We start from the raw sequence: 25,140 nt of genomic DNA on the forward strand, positions 1-25,140 counted from the left end.
GGGTGTGCGGTTCGGGGCGGGCCGGCGACGGGTGTGCGCGGTGGGGTCGCCTCAGGGCGGGGGCCGTGGTTCCGTACGGGGCTCGGTACGCCGTTCCGTACGCGGTCCGGCAGGAGGTTCCGTACGGCCCAGCAGGCCCGCCTCCGGGTGGTGCGGGAACCCCCGTACGGTGCCGCTGAGGCCGGTGCCGGTGTGCTCGAAGCGGTAGCCCCAGCCCGCGTCCGCGAAGGAGCTGCCCGCGAGCCGGACCTCCAGCACCCCGGGGGCCGCCCGGGCCGCCGCCGGCCGGCTGTCCGCCTGCCCGGGTTCCGCCGCCGACAGCGTGATGGCCGGCAGCGTGAAGGGCTCCCCCGGGCGGAACGGGCCGGCCGCGTGCAGGGTCAGCCGCTGCCCCGCCGGGCCCTCTCCGCCGCGCACCACCCGCGGCGGTGCGGCGCCGAGCCGCGCGCCGCCGGACAGTGCGTGGACGAGGCCGCCCGGCCGGCCGGTGACCGTGAGCGCGAACCACACGTCCCGGATCCGGGTGCTGAACCGCGGGTCGAAGCTGATCGGCGCGGCGGCCACCACGACCGTGGGGCCCGGGCCCCGGTCGGACCCGCCGAGGACCCGGACCGTGAAGTCGAGCGTGTACGGGATGACGTGCGGGGCCGGCTCCTGATCGACGTCCACCCGGCAGTCGAGGGCCACGGACCGCGTGACCGTCTGCTCGGGCCCGTCGGACCCACGGGACCTGGTGGGCCCGGTGGACCCGTCGGACGGGGTCGCCCCCGTGGACCCGCCGGAGCCGGTGAGCCGGCCGCCGCCCGCCACGGTCAACCCGCCAGCCCCGTCAGCGCGTCCACGACCTCGTGCGACGTCGGCAGGGACCCGACCTCCTTGCTCAGCACCTGGGTCCGCTCGCGGTACGAGGGGTCGGCGAGCAGTTCGTCCGCCGCCTTGGCGATGTTCTCCGCGGTGTCCTCCTCGCCGAGCAGCAGGATCGACGCGCCGAAGTCGGTGAGGCGCCGGCACATGTCGACCTGTTTGGGCATCGCGGGGATGAGCAACTGCGGTACCCCCGCTACCACAGCGCTCAGCATGGTGTTGCCGCCGGCGCGGTGGATCAGCACGTCGCAGGTACTGATGACGAGGTCGAGCGGCAGCCACCCGGCGCGTACATCGGCCGGCAGGTCGTCCTTGAGCGCGTCTGCCATGTCCTGCGGCGCGGCGACCAGCAGTTCGACGTCGAACGCAGCCACTTTCCGCACCAGGGCCTTGAGGGCGTCGAACTCGTAGTCCGCGGTGACCCGGCTGCCGGCCGACACGCACACCCGCGGGCGGTCGCCGCTCCTGGTGTACATCCACGGCTCGGTCGCGCGGTGGGTGTTGAACGGCACGTACCGCATGAACTGGGCGTCGGGCGCGTCCGGTCGGCGCACGCTCGGCGGGCAGATGTCGATGAACATGTCAGGACCGGGCAGCTCCGAGAGCCCCAGGTTCTCCAGCTCCGGAGCCAGTTCGGCCGCCGCCGACAGGTCGATGACGGCCGGCTCGCCCATGTTGAGCGCGTGCCTCGCCCACGGGATGCCGAACCGGTGGGCGACCAGGGGAGCCGCGTAGGACAGCGCGCCGCCGACGATGACGTCGGGCCGCCACCGTTCGATGAGCGGCACCAGTCCTTCGAGGCTGCCGACGGCCAGCCGGGCCATGCCGCGCCCGTTGAAGAGATTCCGCTCGTGCGGATCCTTCGGGATCTCCATCGCGGTGCCGTGCCGGTCCCGCTGCATGAAGTCGAACATCGTCCTCGGGGTGAGGGGCACACCCGGCAGCGCGCTGGCGGCCACCAGCGGCATGACGTTCTCGGTGGCGCCCACAAGTACCTGGTGGCCCGCGTTGCGTGCGGCCAGCGCGAGCGGAGTGATCGGGAAGACCGCTCCGGCGCTGCCTCCGGAAACAAACAGGAATCTCATGGCCCGGACGCTAGGCGGGGCCAATGGAGAACGCCTTGAGCGGTGCCCAAGGGCACCTTGAGTTGCGACGCGGATGGTGACCGAGGTCGCGCAAGCCACGTGACCCACGCACGCCACGAGGACAGGAGACGTGTGGACCATGGCGCAGATCCCCTTGACCCCTGACCGCCTGCGGACGGCCGTGACGCCGGACGGCCACCCTCCCGACATCGCCCGCCGGCTCGCCGCATCGGCGTCCTCGACGCGCCCGGCGTCCCCGGCGCACGGCCCGGCATCCGGCTCGAAGGTGGCTCCCGGCTCGTTCCGCGCCTGGTTCGAGGAGCAGGAACGCGCCTACAAGTACGTCACGACCCGGGTGGACTTCGCCTCGCTGGGCGGCTGGGGATTCGACCCGGACACCGGCAACCTCGGCCATGTGTCCGGCAAGTTCTTCACCGTCGAGGGCATGCGGGTGTACCGGGACGACGGGCCCGTCACGTCGTGGACCCAGCCGATCATCGTACAGCCGGAGATCGGGGTGCTCGGCATCCTGATGAAGGAGTTCGACGGCGTCCTGTACTGCCTGATGCAGGCCAAGATGGAGCCGGGGAACGTCGGGCCCCTCCAGCTGTCGCCGACCGTGCAGGCCACCCGGAGCAACTACACCGGGGTGCACCGGGGGCGGCCGGTGCCGTACCTGGAGTACTTCGTCGAGCCGGGCCGGGGCGTCGCGCTCGCCGACGTGCTCCAGTCCGAGCAGGGCACCTGGTTCCTGCGCAAGCGCAACCGCAACGTCGTCGTCCTCACACAGGAGGACGTCCCGCTGCACGACGGCTTCCGATGGCTGACGCTGGGCCAGCTGAACCGGCTGCTGCACGTCCCCAACCTGGTGAACATGGACGCGCGGACCGTGCTGGCCTCGCTGCCGATCGTCACTGACGACGAACTGCCCGTGCGGCCGCACCGCGGCGGCGTGTTCGAGGAGGCGCTGCGCCGGTCCATGGCGCCGGCGAACGGCGCGCTGCACAGCATGCCGGAGGTGCTGAGCTGGCTGACCGCCGCCCGGGCCAGGCGCGAGCTGCGGCAACTGCGGATCCCGCTGGCCGAGACCGCCGCCGACGGGTGGCGGATCACCCCTGACGCGATACGGCGCGAGGACGGCCGGTACTTCTCCGTGGTCGCGGTGGACGTACGGGCGGGCAACCGGGAGGTGGCCGCGTGGGGGCAGCCGCTGCTCGCACCGTCGGCGACCGGCTTCGCCGGGCTGCTCACGGCCCGCTTCGGCGGGGTGCTGCACGCGCTGTTCCAGGCCCGCGCCGAGTCCGGCACCCTCAACGTCGCCGAGCTGGCGCCGACCGTGATGTACCACCCGGAGGAGCCGGACGGCGAACTGCCGCCCCACCGGATGCCGTTCCTCGACCTGCTGGTGTCCGCGCCGAGGGAGCGCCGCCGGTTCGACGTGCTGCTCTCCGAGGAGGGCGGGCGGTTCGACCAGGCCGTGACCCGGTACGTGGTGGTGGACGTGGACCGCGAGGCGGTGCCCGCGCTCCCGCCCGACTACTGCTGGCTCGCCGTGCACCAGGCGGCCCAACTGCTGCGGCACAGCGCCAATGTGAACGTCCAGGCGCGCACGCTCCTCGCCTGCCTGGCCACCTTGTGGTAGATCGGGACGGCGCGAACGGGCCCGTGGTGACCGGGCCCGTGGTGAGCGGCGGGGCCACCGGGACCGGGCCCGTGGCGAGTGGCGGGGCCACCGCGACCGGTGTCACCACGATGGCCACGGCCTCTGCGACGGCCCGGAACCCCCTTGGCCGTCCCGGCCGGCGACGGCCGCGCTTGACCTCGACTTAGGTAGAGGTTGCACAGTGGCGAGCGAGGTCGAAAGTCCGACCGATCACCTACCGACCGATGACCTACCGACCACTGCGAGATGTGGCCTGGCCAGGGGGTACCTCGATGACTGACATAGCCAAACCGGAGGCGCCGGGAGAGGTCGGCAGCAAGCCGCCTGTCGGGCTGATCCTCTTAGGTCTGATGCTGGGGATGTTCCTGTCCTCGCTCGACCAGACCGTGGTCTCGACCGCGATGCGCACCATCACCGACGACCTGCACGGGCTCACCGAACAGGTCTGGGTGACCACCGTCTATCTGATCACGTCGGTCATCTCCACGGCGCTGTACGGAAAGTTCTCCGACATCCACGGCCGCCGGCCGATCTATCTCACCGCTGTCTCCATCTTCCTGGTCGGCTCGGTACTCGCCGGGCTCGCCCAGTCGATGTGGGAGCTGACCGCGGCCCGCGGGATCCAGGGCGTCGGCGCGGGCGGTCTCATGAGCCTGGCCTTCACCATCCTCGCGGACCTCGTGCCGATGCCGCAGCGCACGTCGTACCAGGCGTGGTTCGGGGCGGTGTTCGGCGTCTCCGCGGTCGTGGGGCCGGTGGTGGGCGGCTGGTTCGCCGGGATGCACAGCTTCGCCGGCGCGGCCGGCTGGCGCTGGGTGTTCTTCATCAACGTCCCGATCGCGCTGGCCGCGATGCTGCTGGTCGGCCTGCTGCTGCGGCTGCCCAGGCCACAGGGAGTGTCCAAGCGGACAGATGTGCTCGGTCTGATCACCCTGGTGGTCTGCGTGGTGCCGCTGCTGGTCGCCGCCGAACAGGGCCGCAGCTGGGGCTGGGGCTCCGGCAGGGTCGTGGCCCTGTTCGCCGTCGGCGCGGTCGGCCTCGTCCTGTTCGTGCTCGCGCAGCGCCGGGCCGGCGAGTCGGCGCTGCTGCCGCTGAGCCTGTTCAAGGACCGGGTGTTCACCCTGGTCAACGCGGTCAACGTGGTCGTCGGCATGGGGGTGTTCGGCGTATTGACCGTGCTGCCGATGTACCTGCAGATCGTCCGCGGCCTGTCGCCCACGCAGGCGGGGCTGATGCTGCTGCCTCAGACCGTCGGCATCGTGGTGTCCGGCCGGGTGGCCGGCCCGTACGTCGCCAAGACCGGCAACTACAAGATCGTCATCGTGACCGGTGTCGTCCTGATGGCGATCGCCTCGTGGTGGCTGAGCACAACCGAGGTCGGCACCGCGCTGTGGCAGACCGGCGGCGCGACCCTGATCATGGGCGTCGGCGTCGGCTTCTCCTGGCAGGTGATGCTGGTGGCGATCCAGCGCAGCGCCGCACCGCAGAACATGGGCGCCGCCATCTCCTCGTACACCTTCTTCCGGCAGATCGGCAGCACGGCGGGAGCGTCGGTGTTCCTCGCGGTGTTCTTCGGCACGGTCAGCGGCCGGGTGGCGGACGAGTACCAGCACGCGCAGACCACCGCGGCCTTCCGGGCCGCCGCGCAGGACCCGGCGATCACCTCCCAGGCCGCCAACCAGGTGCTGCTCAAGGGGTCCGACGGCAGCATCAACCTCAACGACACCTCGTTCCTCGACCACGCCGACGTACGGCTGGCCCACCCGCTGCTCGAAGCGATGACGAAGGCGATCGGCGACGTCTACCTGCTCAGCGCGGCCCTGCTGATCGTGGGCGTGCTGCTGGCGCTCTTCGTCCAGCAGCGCAGGCCCGCGGCCTGACGGACGCACGCCCCTGACCGCCGTGTCCGTGATCTCCCCCGTGTCTGGTCACGGACACGGCTTCTGCCCGCCCTCCCCTTCCGGCCCTGCCCGGCCTTCCGAACCGGGTGGGCCGGGTGGGCCGGGTGGGGCGGTCGGGGCGGTCAGGCCGGTCAGGTTGCTAGAACTCCGCCGCCTGTCCGTGCTGCGGCGACCGAGCCGCCCCGGCGGGCGCGGGGCGGAACTCGTCGAGGAGTTCGGCCAGCCGCACCGGCCCCGTCCCGGGAGTGCCCGCGTCCTGGGTGACGTCCCGTACGAACGCCGCCACCGCGCGCGCCCACTGGTCGGCCGGCTCCCAGTCCGGTGTCCGGACGCCGCCCGCCCGCTCCAGGGTGACCGCGGGCCGTTGGCCGGCCGGTGTGGTGAAGGCACGGTCGACGGTGATCCGTCCCTCGCTGCCCAGCAGTTGGTACACGGCTTCGTACATGTGCGTCATACCGAAGGTGAGTTGGGCGGTCACCCCGTCCGACCGTCGGAGCAGAGCGGCGCCGCCCACATCGACGCCGTACGTCTCGTCGTGGTGCAACGCGGCTCCGACCAGGCCGAGTTCGTCGCCGAGCAGCAGCAGCGCCGCTCGCAACGGGTAGACCCCGACGTCCAACCGCGCGCCACCGCCGAGTTCCGGCCGCAGGCGGATGTCACCGGGCGGACGCGGCGGTACGGTGAAGGCCGCCTGGAAGGCCAGCGGCCGCCCTATCGCGCCCTCCTCGACCAGCCGCCGGACGCGCGCGTGCTGGGGGTGGTGCACGAAGGTGAAGTTCTCCCGCAGCACCAGGCCCTTGGCGCGGGCCAGGCCGACGAGGCGCGCGGTATGCCGCGCGTCGGTGGTGAGGGGCTTTTCCGCCAGCGTGTGCTTGCCCGCGAGCAGGGCGCGTTCGACCCACTCCGCGTGCAGGGCGGCGGGCAGCGGTACGTACACGGCGTCGATGTCGTCACGGCGCAGCAGCGCGTCGTAGCCCTCGACGGGCTGACCGCCGAAGGTCCCGGTGACCGCCTCGGCGGTGGCCGCACGGCGGCTGGCCACCGCTGCCAGCCGCACCCCGTCCGTCGCCGCGACGGCGGGCAGCAGCCGGCGTACGGCGATGTCCGCGCATCCGAGCACCCCCAGCCGTACCGGCTCGCTCAGAACGTCCCTCATCGGCTGCTCCTCATCCGCTGTCCCCCGTCGACGGCACTCATCGCCTTGGCTGCCTGTCTGCTTGCCCGCTTGCCCGTCTGTCCGCTTGCTCTCATGCGCTCGACGCTCGGCCGGTGGCAGCCCGACGATCGCCGTACCGGCTGGCACGCGGCTGGAGCCCCGGTCGGGACCGGCCCGAGGCCCGGTCGGATGCCGGTCGGATCCCGGTCGAGGACGCGGTCGAGTCGCGGGGAATCCGGGTCCGATCGGCGCGGAATCCGCGTCGGTTTCCCGCCGGGCCGTACCGCAGCGGCACGGCTGACTTGACCTCGACCGCACTAGAGGTTTCATGATGCAGGTAGCGCGGCACACGGCCAGAGCGCGCTGAGCCGTCCGACGATCACAGGAGTGAGCCCGGGTGAAGGTCGAAATGTGGGCGGATGTGATGTGCCCGTGGTGCTATCTGGGCCATCTGCGGCTGAGGAGCGCCCTGGCGCGCTTCGCGCACGCCGACGAGGTGCGTACGGTGTGGCGCAGCTTCGAGCTCCGTCCGGAGCAACCGCGGCTGCCCGGAGCTGAGTTGGGGCAGATGATGCAGACCAACCACGGTCTGGACACCGGGCGCCTGGCCGAACTGTTCGGCCGGATCGAAGGACTGGTCCGGCAGGAGGGCGGCCGCGCGGTCATGACCGGGCTGCGCCCTGTGAACTCCTTCGACGCCCACCGGCTGATCCACCTGGCGGATTCTGAGGGCCTGGCGGCCGAGACGGTGGACCGGCTCTTCCGGGCCTATTTCGCCGAGCACGAGAACGTGGCGGACCGGGGCGTGCTGCTCGCGGTGGCCGAAGAGGTCGGCCTCCCCTCGGACCGGGCCACGGCCGTGCTGGCGGGGGTCGAGTACGGGCAGGACGTCCGCGACGACGAGCGCGGGGCCACCGAGGCGGGCGTCACCTCGGTGCCGACGTTCTTCGCCGACGGATCCCCGGTGGCCGTGGGCGCCTCGTCGGTCGACGACCTCGTGGCCGCGCTGGAACGGGCCTGGCAGGCAGGTGCGCTGTCGGGCCGCGGCGGGGCGGGCGCCTGATGGGCCGGCCGGTGCGGCGCCCCTCACCGACAGCGACGGAACTCACCGTGGGCGAGGTGGCGGCACGCTGCGGCGTCGCGGTCACCACCTTGCACTTCTACGAGTCCAAGGGGCTGATCAGCAGCCGTCGGACCCCCGGCAACCAGCGCCGGTACGCGCGCGACACACTGCGCAGGGTGTCCCTCATACGCGTCGCCCAGCGGCTCGGGATCCCCCTGTCGGTGGTGCGCGACGCACTGGACGCGCTGCCCAGCGCGCGTACCCCGTCCACACAGGACTGGGCCGAGCTGTCCCAGCGCTGGCGCGACGACCTGACGGAACGCATCGCGGAACTGACCACGCTGCGGGACAGCCTCACCGACTGCATGGGGTGCGGCTGCCTGTCGGTCTCCGCGTGCCCGTTGAACAACCCGTACGACAACCTGGGGGCGCAAGGGCCCGGGCCGCAGCGCCTGTTCTCCAGACGGGCCCCGGACGACAGTGACGGATACCACGACGACCGGACCGATCACGACGGCGGCCGGCGGAACCTGGACGTGTCCTAACGGCCGCGGCCACCGGTCTCGTCCTCAGCAGGAAACGGCGGTGGTGGCGGCGCCAGGGCGGGGTCGAAGCCGCGCAGCCAGCCCGCCTCCTGGGCGATCCGGACAGCGTCCAGCCGATTGCGCGCGTTGAGCTTGGCGACGGCGGTGGTCAGGTAGTTGCGTACGGTGCCTTTCGCGAGGTGCAGGAGGCGGCCGATCTCCAGCACATCCGCCCCGCCTGCCGCCAGTCGCAGGACGTCGGTCTCGCGCCGGGTCAGCGGATTTCCCATGCTCCGCCACACCGCGAGCGCGGCCTGCGGATCGATCAGCCGCTCGCCCGTTGCCACCTTGCGGACGGCTCCGGCCAACTCGTTGGACGGTGTGTCCGTGAGGAGATAACCGCTGACTTGCGCCTCCAGCGCCCACTGCAGTGACTGCGGATCCGCCAGCGCGGTGAGGATCAGAATATTGCAGTCGGGAACAATCCTCTTGAGCCGCGCACTCACGGTGATCCCGTCGACATCCGGCAGGTCGATATCGATGATGGCGACATCGGGCCGGTGTTCCTTGGCTGCGCTCACGACGTTTTTGCCGCGGTCCACCTGCGCCACCACCGCAAAATCTTCCTCTAATTCCAGCAACGTGGCCAGCGCGCCTCGGATCATGCGTGTCTTTTCGGCCAACAATATGCGGATCATCCAGCTCCCCCCTAGGCGTCGACTACGCATCTTCCCATACTGCTAGGGCCGTCCCCGGTGGTGGCGAGCGGGATGGCGCATTCCGGTCACATGCAATTGTGTGGCCGAGGTCAGCTTCCTCCACTCAGCACTCACTTTAGCCAGACCCGAGACGGTGATGCCATCGCGATTTTTGGAGCAAAGGTCAACATAGCGAGCATTTCCGATCTATTCGGCCCCGAACGGGAAGCCGATGCCGGGCGCTCGAGTGTCATTCCAGCGGAACCGGCCACAGTTTTGCCTGAGTAACGCACGTCCGAGCGTCCGGCCGGCCCGAGGAGAGGGAGAGACAGATGACCGTGGCAGAGCACGTCGCCCGACTGGAAGGGGTGGCCGACGGGATATTCGCCTGGATTCAGCCGGACGGCGGGTGGTGCCTGAACAACGCGGGGGTTATCGCAGGCGCGGGCCCGGTTCTCATCGACACCGCCGCGACCGAAGCACGCGCCCGCGCACTGCGTGCAGCCACCATCGAAATGTGCGGTGAACCGCCGCGCGTGGTGATCAACACGCACGCGCACGGCGACCACACCTTCGGTAATTTCGTCTTCCCGGAGGCCATGGTCGTGGGTCATGCCGGGACCCGCGCCGAAGTCCTGCAATTCGGCCTGCACCTGACCGGCCTGTGGCCGGAAGTCGACTGGGGCAACATCACTCTCGCCCCGCCCACGACGACATTCCAGGAGCGGCTGACCCTGCATATCGGCGGCGCACGGGTGGAGTTGCTACAACTCGGCCCGGGGCACACCACGTCGGACACTGTCGTATGGCTGCCGGACGCGGGCGTGGTGTTCACCGGGGATGTGGTGATGTCCGGCGTCACACCGTTCTGCCCCATGGGTTCGGTGGCCGGATCCCTGCGTGTCGTCGACGAGTTGCGGGCGCTTGGCGCGACCACTGTGGTCACAGGTCACGGACCGGTTTCCGGACCCGAGGTATACGACACCGCCGAGGAATATCTGCGCTGGTTGCAACGCCTGGCCAGGGACGGTCTCGCACACGGGCGCACCCCGCTGGAAGCCGCCCGCGCGACGGACAATCCGTATACACACCTGCTCGATCCCGAGCGGCTGGTACCGAATCTCCATCGGGCCTACCTGGAAGAAATCGGTGCCCCGGCCGGTACCCCGGTGGACATGACCGCGCTGTTCGCCGAAATGGTGGAGTTCCGCGGAAGCCACCCCAGGTGCGATGCCTGAAACATTCCACAGGACACCGCCGGGCGGGATGTGAATAATTCCTGCCCATGGGTGTGCCTTTACCTGCACGGTGTGCCGGAATCACTGGCTTGCCGGTTGTCCGCGATGACATCCTCTCGGGTATTCGAGCAGCCGAGACGAGGGGATTCCGCTGTGGAAATCGCAGTTCTTGGAGGGCTGTCCGTCCGTTACCAGGGCGTGTCCGTCGTGCCCAGCGCGGGGAAACCACGGCAGGTGCTCGCCCTGCTGGCTCTGCGCTCCGGAAGCATGGTGCGCGTACCGACACTGATGGAGGAGATCTGGGGGGAACACATACCCCGCAGCGCCACGACGACGCTTCAGACGTACATACTCCAGCTGCGCCGGAAGATCTCGCCGCAACTGGCCGGCTCGCCGCAGACCAGTGCCAAGGAGGTGTTGTCCACCGTATTCGGCGGCTACCGGCTGAGCCGGCCGCGCGTGTACGACCTCGACGAGTTCCGGCGGCTCGCGGCCCAAGGCGCCGTGGCGCTCGATGTCGGCGACGCGCAGGCCGCGTCGGCCACCCTGGGCCGGGCGCTGGCGCTGTGGCGCGAACCGGCCCTGGTCGACGTGCCGCTCGGCCGGGTGCTCGGGGTCGAGGTGCTCGGCATCGAGGAACAGCGGTTACAGGTGCTGGAGCAGCGGATCGAGGCCGATCTGCTGCTGGGCCGGGACAACGCCCTGGTCAGCGAATTACGGATGCTCACCGCGCAGCACCCGCTGCAGGAGAGCTTCTGCGCCCAGCTGATGATCGCCCTCTACCGCTCCGGCAGCCCGTGGCGGGCACTCGACGTGTTCCGGCAACTGCGCGGCACGCTCAACGAGGAGTTGGGCGTCGAGCCGTCCCCACGGTTGCAGCGCCTCCACCAGGCGGTGCTGTCCGGCGACCCCGGTCTGGAACTCCCCGGCCTGGAACCGCGCGGTCGTGAACCGCACGGCCCGGAGCCGCACGGCGGCCGGCGCAGGTCGGCGGCTCATGCGGCGGTCGATCGGTAATCGAGCGCCGACCGCCAGGCTCGCTCCCGCATCCGAGCGACAGCGGCCGAGGAGGAAGCATGTCGGAGGCGTACACACCGGTGGCACTGGTGACCGGGGCGACCAGCGGGATCGGACTGGAGATCGCGAAACGGCTCGCCGCTCGCGGGGCACGGGTCTTCCTGTGCGCCCGCGGGGCCGACGAACTGACCGATCGGATCAAGGAGTTGCGGGAGGCCGGGTACGACGTCGACGGCACCACCTGCGATGTCACCGAGCCCGCGCAGATCGCATCCTTCGTGGCCGCGGCCGTGGACCGCTACGGTCCGGTGGACATCCTGGTCAACAACGCCGGCCGGAGCGGAGGCGGAACCACCGCCGAGATCCCGGACCAGCTGTGGCACGACGTGATCAGCACCAATCTCACCAGCGTCTTCCTGATGACCAAGGAAGTCCTCAACGCGGGCGGCATGCTTGCCAGGTCGCGCGGCCGGATCATCAACATCGCCTCGACCGGCGGCAAGCAGGGCGTGGTGCACGCCGCGCCCTACTCGGCCTCCAAACACGGTGTGGTCGGGTTCACCAAGGCGCTCGGCCTCGAACTGGCCCCCACGGGCATCACCGTCAACGCGGTGTGCCCCGGCTTCGTCGAGACGCCGATGGCCGAGAAGGTGCGGACGCACTACGCGGGCATCTGGAACGTTTCCGAGCAGGACGCGTTCGACCGGATCACGGCCCGGGTGCCCATCCAGCGCTACGTCCAGGTGGACGAGGTGGCCGCGATGGTCGAATACCTCGTCCGTGACGACGCGGCGGCCGTCACCGCGCAGGCGCTCAACGTCTGCGGGGGACTGGGGAACTACTGATGGGCGACGCACTGGAACCCTCCCGCCGGCAGCGCCCGGGCGTGGCGCTGGTGACCGGCTCCTCGTCGGGCATCGGCAAGGCGGTGGCCGTCCGGCTCGCCGCCGCCGGGTACCGGCTGGTGATCAACTCGGCGCGGTCCGCGGAGGCGGGGGAGAAGACGGCTGCCGCACTGCCGGAGGCGGTGTACGTCCAGGCCGACGTGTCCGTCGAGGACGAGGCGCGACGGCTGGTGGAGCGGGTCGTCGGCCACTACGGGCGGCTGGACGTACTGGTCAACAACGCGGGCCGGACCAGGCCGGTGCCGCACGCCGACCTGGAGGGCGCGTCGCCCGCGCTCTGGCGGGAGATCTTCGCCCTGAACGTGTTCGGCACCTGGCAGACCACCGTGGCCGCCATGCCGCACCTGCGGGCCACCGGTGACGGCGCGGTGGTCAACGTGTCCTCCGTCGCGGGCAGCCGCCCGGCGGGCAGCTCGATCCCGTACGCGGTCAGCAAGGCCGCGGTGGAGCACATGACCCGGCTGCTGGCCAACACCTGCGGCCCCGGGGTACGGGTCAACGCCGTCGCGCCCGGGCTGGTCGAAACGCCGTGGACCAGGGACGACCCGTTCTTCGCGCCGATCGCGGACCGGGTGCGCGAACAGGTGCCGCTGCGGCGGGTCGGTACGCCGGAGGACGTCGCCGAGACCGTGCTGGGCCTGGTCTCGGCCACGTACACCACCGGGCAGGTGCTGCTGGTGGACGGCGGAGCGCACCTTCTCTGACGCCCCGGGGCCGCGGGATCCAGGGGCCCAGGGGCGTCAGGGCCGCTGGGTCCAGGGGCCGGCGCTCCGGAGTCCAGAGGCCCCTTTCCCACCCGTTCCCGGCGATCTGAGGAACCGTATGCGACTCGCAGCGAATCTCGTGTACCAAGGCGCGGGCGAACTCGCCCGCGCCGCCGAACAGCTCGGATACGCGGTGGTCCTCGCACCCGAGGGCTACCGCTCCGACGCCGCCACAGTGCTCGGCCTGGTGGCCGGGGCGACCAGCACCATCGGGCTGGCCTCCGGCGTGATGCAGATCCCCGGCCGGCCGCCGGGCATGGCGGCGCTCACCGCCGCGACCCTGGACGCCCTCAGCGGCGGCCGGTTCCGGCTCGGCCTCGGCGTGTCCAACCCCGACGTGTCGAGCGGCTGGTACGGCGTGCCCTTCGAAGGGCCGCTCGGCCGCACCCGCGAGTACGTGGACATCGTGCGGCACGCGCTGGCCGGCGGTCCGGTCCCGTACGAGGGCAGGTACTTCCGGCTGCCGGCCGACGGTGACGACGGCGCGCCGCTGCACCTGCTCACCGAGGGGGCGCGCTCGCGGATACCGGTCTACCTGGCCGCCGTCGGCCCGCGCGCCCTGCACCTGGCCGGGCGGATCGCGGACGGCTGGCTGGGGGTGTTCACCCCGCCCGAGGCCGTCTCCGACGCGCTGACCCACATCACGTCGGGACGCCGTGCGGCCGGCCTGTCCATGGCGGGCTTCGAGGTACTGCCGAGCCTGCCCACCTCGGTGGCCGACGACCCGCGGACGGCGATCGACGCCCTGCGGGGGCAGTACGTCTATCTGCTCGGCATCGGCGATCCCGAGCGCAACTTCTACTGTGCGCTGGCCCGTACCCTGGGCTACGGCGAGGACATCGCGCGTATGCGGGAGCGTCTGGCGGCCGGGGACACCGGCGCGGCCGCCGCGGCGGTCCCCGCGGAGTTCGTCGACCGCACCGCGCTGGCCGGTCCCGTTCCACGGATCGCCGACCGCATGCGGGCGTACGCCGACGCCGGCGTCACCACCCTCGGGATCATGGTCTCGGCCGCCGCCACCTCCCTGGAAGGCCGCCTGCACATCCTCGCCGCGGCCGCCGAAGCGCTCCAACTGGCGGGCGTGGACACGGGCCGGCCGTCGAACCGGCCCGCGGCCAGGAAGGCGGGCCTGCGATGACCACCTTCGGCGACGAAGCGTCCGACGGCATGCCCGCCCGCTCCCACGGCACGCGGCTGTTCCACTACGACGCGACATGCGCCCGGCCGGCCGAGGGCACCGGACCGGCGCTTCGGACGCGCCCGGTCGGGGGGCTGCCGCACGGAGACGGGTACGCGCGTCTCACCGGCCGGGAACTGGTCGTACAGTCCCGGGGCACCGACGGGACGACCGGCGAGCCCGCGTTCACCTGGGCGAGTGACCCGGGCGGACCGGACGACCACCTCAAATGGGCAGCGCTGGTGGCGCACACCGCCACCAGCGGCCTGCCCGGGTTCGACGCGCCGGACGCCGGGGAGCTGGTCGGCTCCGTGGAGATGTCCGCGCAGGTGTTCGGGGCGGCGCGGCATCCGTTCGGCGACGCGGTACGCGATCCCGGCACCGATCCGCGGCTGGCGGTCGGCGCGTTCCTGGTGCTCGACCGGGAGACCCGGGCGGTCTTCGACTTCTTCCTGGCCGACCGGCAGGTCTTCGCGGTCTACGAACGGCTGCCGGGCGACGGAGGAGGAGACGCCTTCGCCTACGCGGTGCCCGTCGGCGAGCGGTCGCCGGAACAGGTCCACCGGCTGGAGGTCGCGCTGGACCGGGCACGGCGCCGGGCCCGGTGGATCCTGGACGGCCGGACCGTACTGACGGTGGACCCGGTAGGCGCCCCGCTCCCGCCGGCCCACACACCGCACCTGGCTCTCGGCCGGGCGCGGTCGGCGCCGGTGGACGCCGCGCCGCGGCAACTCACCTTCGGCCTGGGCATGTTGACCTGGCTGGGCGCCGCGGGCCCCGACGGTCGCGCCCTGGTGCGCACGAGCGCCCCCACAGGGCCGGCGACCGAGGGAGCGGTACCGCACGGGTACGTGGACGGGCACGGCAGGCGCGAGAACCGACTGTGGGGGCAGGGAGTACGCCTACGGGTCCGCCGGCTGAGCGTGACCGCCTACCCGAGGCCCCGGCCCGACGGCGGCTGAGACCAGGGCGCGGTGGCCGTGGGAGGGACGGCGTCGGCCCTCCCACGGCCACCGCGTGTGATCCGGGTGCGCGTCAGCCGGTCGCCGCCACGGTCGAGTTGACCAGGTCCAGCAGCGCGCCCGGTGTCTGCGCGAGCGCGACCTCCTCGTCGGACAGGACGATCCCGAGCTCGCGCTGCATCACCGCCGACGTCTCGATGAGCGCCAGCGAGTCGTAGCCGAGCGCCGTGAAGCTGGTGTCGGTGAAGTCCCCGCTGAGGTCGACGCCGTCGTCCTGACCCGCGCAGGCCACCAGAATGCGCCGCAGGCCGTTGATGTCCAGGACTGCCATGGTTTTCCTCCCTCTCCTCACGGTCCCGGAGCCGCGGGACCGTCACGACGGACCACGCTGCGGCCCGCGGCTCGAGGGCACCTCGAAACGGGGTCGGGCGGACCGCTCGCTCTCCCATGCGGCCTCAAGTGGCGTTCGAGCCGTTCACCGCAGCCTTGCTGTCCTGTTCCACCTCAACGGAAGGAACCGTGATGTTCGACATGGACGGAGGCCGCCCGTGGTCCGGCGAGTAGTCATCACCGGGATCGGGGTGCGCGCCCCGGGAGGGAACGGCAAGAAGGAGTTCTGGAACCTGCTGACGGCGGGGCGCACCGCGACCCGCCGCATCTCCTTCTTCGACGCCTCTCCCTACCGCTCGCGCATAGCCGGCGAGGTCGACTTCGACGCGGCAGCCGAGGGGTTCACCCCGCGGGAGATCCGCCGGATGGACCGGGCCACCCAGTTCGCCGTCGCCTGCGCCCGCGAGGCGGTGGCCGACAGTGGCCTCGAACCGGACGGGCTCGACCCGTACCGGCTGGGCGTCAGCCTGGGCAGCGCGGTGGCCTCGGCGACCAGCCTGGAGAACGAGTACCTCGTGATGTCCGACGCGGGGCGGGACTGGCTGGTCGACCCCGGCTACCTCTCCCCGCACATGTTCGACTACCTCAGCCCCGGCGTCATGCCGGCCGAGATCGCCTGGGCGGTGGGCGCCGAGGGCCCGGTGACGATGGTGTCCGACGGCTGCACCTCCGGCCTGGACTCCGTGGGATACGCCGTGCAGCTGATCCGCGAGGGCACCGTCGACGCCGTCGTCACAGGCGCCGCGGACACCCCCATCTCGCCCATCGTCGTGTCGTGCTTCGACGCCATCAAGGCGACGACCCCGCGCAACGACGCGCCCGAGCAGGCATCCCGTCCCTTCGACGACTCGCGCAACGGCTTCGTCCTGGCGGAGGGGTCGGCGATGTTCGTGCTGGAGGAGTACGAGGCTGCCAGAGCCCGCGGCGCGCACGTCTACGCCGAGATCGGCGGGTACGCCACCCGCTGCAACGCCCACCACATGACCGGACTGAAGAAGGACGGCCGGGAGATGGCCGAGGCGATCCGCCGGGCGCTGGACGAGGCACGGCTCGACGCGGACGCCATCGACTACGTCAACGCGCACGGCTCGGGCACCAAGCAGAACGACCGGCACGAGACGGCCGCGTACAAGCGCAGCCTGGGGGAGCACGCGTACCAGGTGCCGATCAGCTCCATCAAATCGATGGTGGGCCACTCGCTGGGGGCGATCGGCTCGATCGAGATCGCCGCGTCCGCGCTCGCCATCGAGCACCACGTGGTCCCGCCCACCGCCAACCTGCACATCCCGGACCCCGAGTGCGACCTGGACTACGTGCCGCTCACCGCGCGCGAGCAGCGGGTCGACTCGGTGCTGACGGTGGGCAGCGGCTTCGGCGGCTTCCAGAGCGCCATGGTGCTGCACCGCCCGGAGGTGGCGGACCGATGAGCGACGACATCGTGGTCACCGGCCTCGGCGTCGCCGCGCCCAACGGGTCCGATGTGGAGCGGTACTGGGAGTCGGTGCTGAAGGGGACAAGCGGGATCACCGCGATCACCCGCTTCGACGCCTCCGGCTACCCGTCCGGACTCGCCGGCCAGATCGAGGACTTCGACGCGGCGGCGCACCTGCCGAGCCGGCTGCTGCCGCAGACCGACGTGTCCACACGGTTCGCGCTCGTCGCCGCGGACCAGGCACTGGCGGACGCCGGGGCGACCGACACACTGTCCGACTACGAACGGGGCGTCGTCACGTCCAACGCGCAGGGCGGATTCGAGTTCACACACCGCGAGTTCCGCAAACTGTGGCACCAGGGACCACAGTTCGTCAGCGTCTACGAGTCCTTCGCCTGGTTCTACGCGGTCAACACCGGCCAGATCTCCATCCGCAACGGCATGCGCGGACCGAGTGCGGCGCTCGTCGGCGAGCAGGCCGGCGGCCTCGACGCGCTGGGCCACGGCCGCCGCACCGTGCGGCGCGGCACCCGGCTCATCCTCGCCGGCGGCGTGGACTCGGCGCTCGACCCGTGGGGCTGGGCTGCCCAGCTGGCCGGCGGCCTGGTCAGCCGGGAGAAGGATCCCAGCCGCGCGTACCTGCCGTTCGACCGCGCGGCCGGCGGCTACGTCCCCGGCGAGGGCGGCGCCATGCTGGTCATCGAGGCGGCGGAGTCGGCCCGGGAACGCGGCGCACCCCGTATCCACGGCCGACTCGCGGGCTACGCAGCCACGTTCGACCCCAGGCCCGGCTCCGGTCGGCCCCCCGGGCTGGGGCGGGCCGCCGCGCTGGCCCTCGCCGACGCGAAGCTGCGCCCGGCCGACATCGACGTCGTGTTCGCCGACGCGGCGGGCGTCCCCGAACTCGACCGGGCCGAAGCGGCCGCGCTCAGCGAGCTGTTCGGCCCCAGCGCGGTACCGGTGACGGCGCCGAAGGCGCTCACCGGCCGGCTGTACGGGGGCGGCGGCCCGATGGACGTCGTCGCGGCCCTGCTGTCCCTGCGGGACGGGGTGGTACCGGCCACCGCGCACACCTCGGAGGTGCCCGACGAGTACGGCATCGACCTGGTGACCGGCGGACCGCGGCAACGGCCCCTCACCCACGCGCTGGTGCTGGCCAGAGGGCGCTGGGGCTTCAACTCGGCGGTCGTCGTCAGCTCCGCGGCCGGCTGAGCCGCCGATCACCGCCGCCCGCCGGGGCACCCGCACCCCGTATCCCGTCCGCCATCCGTCCGGATACTCGTGGAGGAGAACCCGTCCCATGACCGAGCAGGCGCTGCACCGCACGGAACACTCGCTCATCGTCTCCGCCCCGCCCCAGAGGCTCTACGACCTGGTCGCCGACGTCTCGCGCTGGCCGGCCGTGTTCGGTCCCACGGTCCATGTGCGCCACCTCGAACGCGGTGAGCGCGGCGAACTCTTCGAACTGTGGGCCCTGGTGCACGGCGAGGTCGAGAACTGGACCTCGCGCCGCGTCCTGGACCCGGTCCGCCGTTACGTCCGCTTCGACCAGGTGCGCAGCCGCCCCCCGATCACCTCCATGGGCGGCGGCTGGCTGTTCCGCGAACTGAGCTCCGGTGAGACCGAAGTGGTGCTCCGCCACCGCTTCAGCACCGCCGACGACGGCCCGGGCACCGTCGAGCGGACACTGGAGGCGCTGGACCGCAACAGCCGGGAGGAACTGGCCGCGCTGGCCCGTATCGCGGAGCGCGGATCCGCCCTGGACGACCTGGTGTTCTCCTTCACCGACGTGGTGGAACTGCCGGGCGGGACGGAGGCGGTGTACGAGTTCGTCAGGCGGGCCGACCTGTGGCCGGACCGGCTGCCGCACGTCAACAAGGTCGCTCTGAGCGAACGACCCGACGGCATACAGCAGTTGGAGATGGAGACGCTGCTCGCGGACGGATCCGCCCACCTCACCCGCTCGGTGCGGGTGTGCGCCTCGCCCGAGTGGATCGCCTACAAGCAGCTCCTCACCCCGCGGTTGCTCACCGGCCACAGCGGGCTGTGGACCTTCGGCGAGGGCGCCGACGGCCCGGTGGCGGTGTCCACCCACACGGTGGCCCTCGACCCCGACGCGGTGGCCGGCGTACTCGGCCCGGACGCCACGCTCGCCGACGCCCGTGCGTACGTCACGGACGCGCTCACCCGCAACAGCCGGACCACCCTGACGCACGCCGGCCGCTTCGCCGCGCGGTGACCCTCGGGCGGACCGCCGTACATGACTGAACGGGCCCGTGAGCCGGGAGCGGCTCACGGGCCCGTTCGCGCCGTGACACCGGTTCGGGACGGCTCAGGTGATCAGGCTGATCAGGACACGGTGGTCGACGTCAGCGCCTGCGCCGGGTTCGGATAGCAGCGCAGCAGGGACGGGGTCGGCACGTACGGCGCCTCGTTCGCCGACGGCACGAAGTCCCAGCCGAATCCGTAGTCGTCGTAGCCCGTACCACCGGGTTCGGTGGTCACGACCCCCGTCCGCGTCGCGGCGAACACCAGCGTGACCGTGGGCAGGTTGAAGGCGACCGACGCCGGGAAGGGACCCGGCGCGTTCAACACCAGCTCGTCGCCGTCCACTTCCGAGGTGGCGGTGGTGTCACCACCGGAGAGCCAGTGGCGGACGAGCCTGGCGTTCTCCGGCAGCCCGAGCTTCACGGTGAGGTCGTAGGAGTAGTCGTTGTGGCTCGGGTTGGGGGTGATCGCGGCGGGCGTGATCACCACCTTGAAGCGATGGCCCCGCGCCACTGCCGCGGGTGCCGACGAGGTGAAGCCGACCGAATAGGGCAGCCCTGGCGTCGTGTTGATCCGGCACACATAGGGGTTGGCGGCCGTCGTCGTGGTCGCCGAGGCCGGCGAGGTCCCGGCGACCAGGCCCATGAGGGCCAGCGGCACCGCCACGGCGGCGGACCTGCGTACAAAGCCTGTTGTGAGCATGAGTGTCCCATCCCATCCCGGTCGGTGGTGAGCTGCTGCCCGCGGCGGCTCGGCCTGCAAGGGAGCCGCGGGGGCCACAGGCTGCCCAGAAAAGCTGGAGCGCGGCTGGAGGGCCGGTGGAGCGCGGCTCGAACCGGGGTCGGGCGCGGCGCCGCGCGGGGCGAGGGCGCGAAGGGAGCACGACCGGGGTCAAGCTGTGCTGGACCGGCTTTCGAGCCGGGGACCGGAGCATGCGGCGGGAGGGCACTCGTGGTCGTGAGGGAAGAGTGAGAGGTCGCCATGAAAGCGCTGGTACTGTCCGGAGGCACCGGGACCCGGCTGCGTCCCCTGTCCTATTCGCTGGCCAAGCAGCTGGTGCCGCTGGCCAACAAACCCATCCTCGTGCACTGCCTGGAGAACATCCGCGCCATCGGCGTGGACGACGTGGGGATCGTCGTCGGCGACACCGCGGAGCAGATCCGCGCGGTCGTCGGCGACGGCTCGGACCTGGGTCTGCGCGTCACCTACATCCCGCAGCACAGCCCGCTCGGGCTCGCCCACTGCGTGACCGTCGCCGCCGACTTCCTCGGTGACGAGGACTTCGTGATGTACCTGGGCGACAACGTCCTGCCGCACGGCGTCGCCGACGCGGCGAACGAGTTCCGGAACAGGCGGCCGGCCGCCCAACTGCTGCTGAAGAAGGTCACGGACCCGGGCTCGTACGGCGTCGCCGAGATCGACGGCGACGGCAGGGTGGTGCGCCTGGTCGAGAAGCCGGACGGGCCGAGCAACGACCTGGCCGTGATGGGCGTGTACTTCTTCACACCGGCGATCCACGCCGCGGTACGGGCCATCCGGCGCAGCGCGCGCGGCGAGTTGGAGATCACCGACGCGATCCAGTACCTGGTTGACGCCGGGGCGCCGGTCGCGGCGCAGGAGTACAGCGGCTACTGGCAGGACAGCGGCAGCCCCGACAACCTGCTGGAGTGCAACCGCGCCATGCTGCGGGGCATCACCACCGACGTCAACGGCGGCATCGACGCGGAGAGCACCGTCCAGGGCCCGGTGGTCGTGGAGCCCGGCGCACGGGTGATCCGGTCGCATCTCGTCGGGCCGGTCGTGGTCGGGGCGGACAGCGTGGTGCGGGACAGCACGGTCGGGCCGAACACGTCACTCGGCCGCGCCTGCGTGATCGAGGCGGCGGGCGTGGCGGACTCGGTTCTGCTCGAAGGGGTGCGGGTGCAGGGCGTCGGCAGGCTGTCCGGGTCCGTGATCGGCCGGTCGGCGGTCGTCGTGGGCCACTCCGAGCACGCCCCGCACCGGCTGATCATCGGGGACCACACCCGGGCGGAGGTGGCGGCATGAGGATCCTGGTCACCGGCGGCGCCGGCTTCATCGGTTCGCACTACGTACGGTCCCTGCTCAACGGGGGCCGTACCGGGGGCGATCCGGCCGGTGTCGGTGGATCTCGCGGCCGTCCCGGTGGTGGTCCGGGCGGTGACCCCGTCGTCGGCAACCCCGGTGGTGGTCCCGGTGGTGATCGCGGTGGTGATCCCGGTGCCGGGGGCGTCACCGAGGTGACGGTGATCGACCGGCTGACGTACGCGGGCCGCAGGGAGAACCTGCCGCCGGACGGGCCCCGGTTGCGGTTCGTGCACGGGGACGTGTGCGACGCGGACCTGCTGACGAAGGTGCTGCCGGGACACGACGCCGTGGTCCACTTCGCCGCGGAGTCGCACGTGGACCGCTCGCTGCTCGGCGCCGCGGAGTTCGTCCGCACCAACGTCGCGGGCACCCAGACGCTCCTCGACGCCTGCCTGCGCACCGGCGTGGGCCCCGTCGTCCACGTCTCGACGGACGAGGTGTACGGGTCGATCGGCTCCGGATCGTGGACCGAGGAGTCGCCGCTGCTCCCCAACTCGCCCTACGCGGCCTCCAAGGCGGGGAGCGACCTGATCGCCCGCGCCTTCGCCAGAACGCACGGGATGGACGTACGGATCACCCGGTGCTCCAACAACTACGGCCCCTACCAGCATCCCGAGAAGCTGATCCCTCTCTTCGTCACCCGCTTCCTGACCGGGCGCGAAGCGCCCCTGTACGGCGACGGGCGCAACGTCCGGGAGTGGATCCACGTGGACGACCACTGCCGAGCCGTCCACCAGGTACTGCTGAAAGGGGGCCCGGGGGAGATCTACAACATCGGTGGCGGCAGCGGGCTCACCAACCGTGAGATCGTGGGGATGCTCCTCGAACTGTGCGACGCCGACTGGTCCTTGGTGCGTGAGGTGCCGGACCGCAAGGGGCACGACCTGCGTTACGCACTCGACGGCGGCAAGGCCCGTGAGGAATTGGGCTTCGAGCCGCGCTGGACGCTGGACAAGGGGCTGGTCGACACCGTGGCCTGGTACCGGGACAATCCGGGGTTCTGGCGCGGCCGGTAGCCGTCGGAATCGCCCGCATCAGCGGTGATCAGCAGTCGTCCGGCCCGCGGGTGGTCCTCCTTGCCGCGGGCCTTCCGCCAGCGGCGGATCCCACTCGAACTCTGCTGCCGGCGGCGCCCGTTGCCCCTCCGATGCGCTCGTACCACGCCAACGGGCCGACCCGCGGGAAGCCACGGGTCAATGATCCGCGAGCCCTTGACTCAACGGCGTTGGTACTAGCCGGGCTCGAGCGCCACCGGCCACAGTGGCGGGACCGGCTCAGGACCTTCTGCCCCGGGGTCTCCCCCGGGGCGCCGCACACACTTGGGGAGAAGCAGTGACCAACACGTATGCCACCTTCGTGCCGACCGATCTGTACGCGCGGATCCAGCAGTTCTACGCACACCAGATGCAGGCGCTGGACGCCGGCCGGTTCGCGGAGTACGCCGACACCTTCACCGAGGACGGCACCTTCCAGCACTCGCCCCAGGCCGCGCCCGCCAGCACCCGGCTCGGCATCGTGGCCGAACTGGTCGAGTTCAACAAGCGGTTCGACAACGACCCGGTGCGGCGCCGGCACTGGTTCAACCACATCGCCCTGGAACCGCAGGCCGACGGCAGCATCCGCTCCACCGTCTACGCCCTCGTGGTCACGGTCCGGCCCAACGCCAAGCCGGAGATCACGCCGAGCTGCGTCGTCCACGACGTCCTCACGGTCGACGGAGAAACCGTCCTCACCCGTTCCCGGCTGGTGACGCACGACCAGCTCTTCTGACCACCCGGTGCCCCCTCAGCCCTCCGGTACGCGGCCCGCCCCGCTCCGCCCGGGCCCCGCCCACCGCCGCTGCACGCTCGCCGCACGAATGGCCACCGCCCGGCCACCGGCGACCCCTGAATGCCGTCCGGCGAGAGGTCCGCGGGCGGCCCCAAGACCCCCCGAAAAAGGAAAAACCCCAGGTCACGGCGAGTGAGTCCTGGGGTTTCTCGGAGCCGCCTTCGGGATTCGAACCCGAGACCTACGCATTACGAGACCGCGAGTGATCATGTTGCGTGGTGCCCCGTCGTGCTGCGCAACCCTCTCTGTCAAAGTAGATCGAGTCGGGCATACTGGATGATTCATTGAGTCGAGGGCGGAGAAGGAGTAGTGCCCGGGTGGCCAGCACGAATGACCACGGGACCCCTGATCCGCAGGTGGAAGCCCGCTCGACCGGCCCGCGCCGGTATACCGCGGAGTACAAGGCGAGGATCCTCGCCTTGTACGAGACGTTGGACAAGAAGGGCAAAGGTGCCCTGCTGCGGCGGGAGGGCCTGTACTCGTCGTTGATCACAACGTGGCGGCAGCAGCGGGACAAGGGCGCCCTGGACGCGCTCGCCGCGCCGGCCGGACGGCCGAAGGCGGACCCGCGGGACAGGGAGATCGCGAAGCTGAAGGCGGAGAGGGACCGGCTGGAGGCCGATCTCGCCAAGGCCCGCACCGTGATCGAGGTTCAGGGAAAACTCTCCGCGCTGCTCGACCAGTTCGCCACGGACAGCGCCCCGAACCAGAACGGCGAGAAGGACCAGTGACCGGGGCCGACCCCGCGGCCGGGTTCGACGCTGCCCGCTACCAGGCCCTCGAAGAGCTCACCGGGCTGGTCGGACGCGTCCAGGCATGCGCCGCGCTCGGCGTGAGCCGGGCCACCTACTACCGCCACCACCGCCAGAGCCCCGCCCCGGCCAGGCCGCGGCAAAAACGACGCCGGCACCCCCGCGCGCTCACCCCGGAGGAGGAGATACGGGTCCTCGACGTGCTCCACTGCCCGGAGTTCGCCGACATGGCGCCCGCCGAGATCTACGCCATCCTTCTGGACCGGGGTGTCTACCTGTGCTCGGAGTCGACGATGTATCGGCTCCTGCGACGCCGTGGCGAGGTCCGTGAACGCCGCCGCCAGGCCGTCCACCCGCCCCGGGCGGTGCCCGAGCTGATCGCCGAGGGCCCGAACCGGGTCTGGAGCTGGGACATCACGAAGCTGAAGGGGCCGGTCAAGGGCGTCTACTACTGCCTCTACACGATCATCGACATCTTCAGCCGCTACACGGTCGGCTGGATGATCGCCGACCGGGAGAACAAGGACCTCGCCGGGCGGTTCCTGTCCGAGACGATCGCCAAGTACGGCATCGGGCCAGGCCGGTTGACGATCCACTCGGACCGCGGGTCCCCGATGGTCGCGCAGAACGTCGCCCAGATGATGGCCGCTCTCGGCGTCACCAAGTCGCATTCGCGGCCGAAGACGTCGAACGACAACCCGTACAGCGAGAGCCAGTACAAGACCCTGAAATACCGGCACGACTTCCCGGACCGTTTCGGCTCCCTCGAGGACGCCCGGGCATGGTGCACCCATTTCTTCACCTGGTACAACGAGGAGCACCGGCACTCCGGGATCGGCCTGCACACCCCCTACGACATGCACTTCGGCCTCGCCGAGCAGCTCCGCGAGATGCGTGCCGACGTCCTCCAGGCGGTCTACGCGAAGCACCCCGAGCGCTTCGTCCGCAAGCCGCCGGAGCCGCCGAAACTCCCCGCAGCAGCCTGGATCAACAAGCCGGCACAAGACGGCCCACTGATCCCGGCACAGCGTTAGAACGATCTACCTGCCTTGATCGCTTTGACAGGTTCCGCAATGACGTTCTTGCTGGCCAGAGCACGTGCAGCAGGTTAACCCGTGCCGCTCTGTGCTGCGCCATCCAAAGGCGTCTGTCCACCGGCTGTCCACCGGAAGGGATTCGCTCGAGGTCACCGAAGCCACCGCGTCGACGGCTTGGTGGACAGCCCATCGAGTCGCGAGACCATCGAGCGGCCTTTGTTGATCCTCCACAACAGTCTTCACCGGAGAGCCAAGAGGTGGTGGATTGGGTCGGCCACAGGCACGTGGGTCCATCCCCGTCGACACAC

22 protein-coding genes and 2 pseudogenes are annotated in these 25,140 nt (G+C 71.2%); 17 read left to right on the forward strand and 7 right to left on the reverse strand.

Translation table 11 applies throughout. The features are described from left to right. Window positions 1–51: 51 nt before the first annotated feature. Both OHA30_RS14260 and OHA30_RS14265 read right to left on the reverse strand, forming a co-directional pair. The gene (locus OHA30_RS14260; RefSeq protein ID WP_328914213.1) at window positions 52–687 is read right to left on the reverse strand and encodes a hypothetical protein; all 636 of its coding nucleotides are present in this window, start codon (window positions 685–687) and stop codon (window positions 52–54) included. Window positions 688–812: 125 nt separating this feature from the next. Further along, window positions 813–1,949 carry a glycosyltransferase gene (locus OHA30_RS14265; protein ID WP_328914214.1) on the reverse strand — a complete coding sequence of 379 codons (1,137 nt, stop codon included), beginning with the start codon at window positions 1,947–1,949 and terminating at the stop codon, window positions 813–815. A 139-nt stretch (window positions 1,950–2,088) separates the two neighbouring features. Here OHA30_RS14265 and OHA30_RS14270 point away from each other — a divergent pair, with 139 nt between their 5' ends. Both OHA30_RS14270 and OHA30_RS14275 read left to right on the forward strand, forming a co-directional pair. Then, window positions 2,089–3,591, forward strand: coding sequence for an NDP-hexose 2,3-dehydratase family protein (locus OHA30_RS14270; RefSeq protein WP_328914215.1), 1,503 nt, complete (start codon window positions 2,089–2,091; stop codon window positions 3,589–3,591). A 293-nt stretch (window positions 3,592–3,884) separates the two neighbouring features. Then, complete coding sequence (locus OHA30_RS14275; RefSeq protein WP_328914216.1) at window positions 3,885–5,492, forward strand: MDR family MFS transporter; 1,608 nt, start codon at window positions 3,885–3,887, stop codon at window positions 5,490–5,492. A 160-nt stretch (window positions 5,493–5,652) separates the two neighbouring features. Here OHA30_RS14275 and OHA30_RS14280 read toward each other — a convergent pair whose 3' ends face one another. Next, the gene (locus OHA30_RS14280; RefSeq protein ID WP_328914217.1) at window positions 5,653–6,669 is read right to left on the reverse strand and encodes a Gfo/Idh/MocA family protein; all 1,017 of its coding nucleotides are present in this window, start codon (window positions 6,667–6,669) and stop codon (window positions 5,653–5,655) included. A 397-nt stretch (window positions 6,670–7,066) separates the two neighbouring features. Here OHA30_RS14280 and OHA30_RS14285 point away from each other — a divergent pair, with 397 nt between their 5' ends. Next, entirely contained in the window at window positions 7,067–7,732 is a 666-nt protein-coding gene (locus OHA30_RS14285) for a DsbA family oxidoreductase (protein ID WP_328914218.1), read from the forward strand. 56 nt (window positions 7,733–7,788) lie between these two features. Continuing rightward, window positions 7,789–8,277: a redox-sensitive transcriptional activator SoxR gene (soxR, locus tag OHA30_RS14290; protein ID WP_405785586.1), complete on the forward strand. Its 489-nt coding sequence runs from the start codon at window positions 7,789–7,791 to the stop codon at window positions 8,275–8,277. On the opposite strand, the gene OHA30_RS14295 is transcribed toward soxR, so the two are convergent. Beyond that, the gene (locus OHA30_RS14295; protein WP_328914220.1) at window positions 8,274–8,954 is read right to left on the reverse strand and encodes a response regulator transcription factor; all 681 of its coding nucleotides are present in this window, start codon (window positions 8,952–8,954) and stop codon (window positions 8,274–8,276) included. The two genes, soxR and OHA30_RS14295, sit on opposite strands and share 4 nt — an antisense overlap. Before the next feature lie 332 nt (window positions 8,955–9,286). Between OHA30_RS14295 and OHA30_RS14300 the strand changes: the two genes are divergently transcribed. The 6 genes from OHA30_RS14300 (at window position 9,287) to OHA30_RS14325 (ending at window position 15,017) form a co-directional block, all read left to right on the forward strand. Next, the gene (locus OHA30_RS14300) at window positions 9,287–10,192 is read left to right on the forward strand and encodes an MBL fold metallo-hydrolase (RefSeq protein WP_328914221.1); all 906 of its coding nucleotides are present in this window, start codon (window positions 9,287–9,289) and stop codon (window positions 10,190–10,192) included. Between the two features lie 153 nt (window positions 10,193–10,345). Then, window positions 10,346–11,209 carry an AfsR/SARP family transcriptional regulator gene (locus OHA30_RS14305; RefSeq protein WP_328914222.1) on the forward strand — a complete coding sequence of 288 codons (864 nt, stop codon included), beginning with the start codon at window positions 10,346–10,348 and terminating at the stop codon, window positions 11,207–11,209. 59 nt (window positions 11,210–11,268) lie between these two features. Next, the gene (locus tag OHA30_RS14310) at window positions 11,269–12,054 is read left to right on the forward strand and encodes an SDR family NAD(P)-dependent oxidoreductase (protein WP_328914223.1); all 786 of its coding nucleotides are present in this window, start codon (window positions 11,269–11,271) and stop codon (window positions 12,052–12,054) included. Further along, window positions 12,054–12,818, forward strand: a complete 765-nt coding sequence (locus OHA30_RS14315; protein ID WP_328914224.1) for an SDR family NAD(P)-dependent oxidoreductase — start codon at window positions 12,054–12,056, stop codon at window positions 12,816–12,818. Before OHA30_RS14310 ends, OHA30_RS14315 begins: the two co-directional genes overlap by 1 nt. A gap of 118 nt (window positions 12,819–12,936) precedes the next feature. Beyond that, on the forward strand, window positions 12,937–14,016 hold the full coding sequence (locus tag OHA30_RS14320; protein WP_328914225.1) for an LLM class flavin-dependent oxidoreductase: 1,080 nt from the start codon (window positions 12,937–12,939) through the stop codon (window positions 14,014–14,016). Further along, complete coding sequence (locus tag OHA30_RS14325) at window positions 14,013–15,017, forward strand: DUF6081 family protein (RefSeq protein ID WP_328914226.1); 1,005 nt, start codon at window positions 14,013–14,015, stop codon at window positions 15,015–15,017. Before OHA30_RS14320 ends, OHA30_RS14325 begins: the two co-directional genes overlap by 4 nt. 73 nt (window positions 15,018–15,090) lie before the next feature. Here OHA30_RS14325 and OHA30_RS14330 read toward each other — a convergent pair whose 3' ends face one another. Continuing rightward, window positions 15,091–15,348, reverse strand: coding sequence for an acyl carrier protein (locus OHA30_RS14330; RefSeq protein ID WP_328914227.1), 258 nt, complete (start codon window positions 15,346–15,348; stop codon window positions 15,091–15,093). 217 nt (window positions 15,349–15,565) lie between these two features. On the opposite strand from OHA30_RS14330, the gene OHA30_RS14335 reads away from it, so the two are divergent. From OHA30_RS14335 to OHA30_RS14345, 3 genes are all read left to right on the forward strand, one after another. After that, window positions 15,566–16,834 (forward strand): beta-ketoacyl-[acyl-carrier-protein] synthase family protein, encoded by a 1,269-nt coding sequence (locus OHA30_RS14335; protein ID WP_328914228.1) that lies wholly within the window; start codon window positions 15,566–15,568, stop codon window positions 16,832–16,834. Continuing rightward, window positions 16,831–18,051, forward strand: coding sequence for a ketosynthase chain-length factor (locus OHA30_RS14340; protein WP_328914229.1), 1,221 nt, complete (start codon window positions 16,831–16,833; stop codon window positions 18,049–18,051). Before OHA30_RS14335 ends, OHA30_RS14340 begins: the two co-directional genes overlap by 4 nt. 88 nt (window positions 18,052–18,139) lie before the next feature. Then, on the forward strand, window positions 18,140–19,078 hold the full coding sequence (locus tag OHA30_RS14345) for an aromatase/cyclase (RefSeq protein ID WP_328914230.1): 939 nt from the start codon (window positions 18,140–18,142) through the stop codon (window positions 19,076–19,078). Window positions 19,079–19,188: 110 nt separating this feature from the next. Here OHA30_RS14345 and OHA30_RS14350 read toward each other — a convergent pair whose 3' ends face one another. Continuing rightward, on the reverse strand, window positions 19,189–19,809 hold the full coding sequence (locus tag OHA30_RS14350; RefSeq protein WP_328914231.1) for a hypothetical protein: 621 nt from the start codon (window positions 19,807–19,809) through the stop codon (window positions 19,189–19,191). Between the two features lie 279 nt (window positions 19,810–20,088). On the opposite strand from OHA30_RS14350, the gene OHA30_RS14355 reads away from it, so the two are divergent. Further along, a complete protein-coding gene (locus OHA30_RS14355) occupies window positions 20,089–21,153 on the forward strand; it encodes a glucose-1-phosphate thymidylyltransferase (protein ID WP_328914232.1) in 1,065 nt (354 codons plus the stop codon). Beyond that, window positions 21,150–22,229: a dTDP-glucose 4,6-dehydratase gene (rfbB, locus tag OHA30_RS14360; protein ID WP_328914233.1), complete on the forward strand. Its 1,080-nt coding sequence runs from the start codon at window positions 21,150–21,152 to the stop codon at window positions 22,227–22,229. Before OHA30_RS14355 ends, rfbB begins: the two co-directional genes overlap by 4 nt. On the opposite strand, the pseudogene OHA30_RS33980 reads toward rfbB, so the two are convergent. After that, window positions 22,217–22,318: pseudogene (locus tag OHA30_RS33980) on the reverse strand (ISAzo13-like element transposase-related protein); the annotation flags it as partial. The gene rfbB and the pseudogene OHA30_RS33980 overlap by 13 nt on opposite strands. A 227-nt stretch (window positions 22,319–22,545) precedes the next feature. Between OHA30_RS33980 and OHA30_RS14365 the strand changes: the two are divergent. Both OHA30_RS14365 and OHA30_RS14375 read left to right on the forward strand, forming a co-directional pair. Next, window positions 22,546–22,983: a nuclear transport factor 2 family protein gene (locus OHA30_RS14365; RefSeq protein WP_328914234.1), complete on the forward strand. Its 438-nt coding sequence runs from the start codon at window positions 22,546–22,548 to the stop codon at window positions 22,981–22,983. 377 nt (window positions 22,984–23,360) lie between these two features. Then, window positions 23,361–24,829: pseudogene (locus tag OHA30_RS14375) on the forward strand (IS3 family transposase). Window positions 24,830–25,140: the final 311 nt, after the last annotated feature.

It is taken from the genome of Streptomyces sp. NBC_00223, from assembly GCF_036199905.1.
Taxonomy (GTDB): Bacteria; Actinomycetota; Actinomycetes; order Streptomycetales; family Streptomycetaceae; genus Actinacidiphila.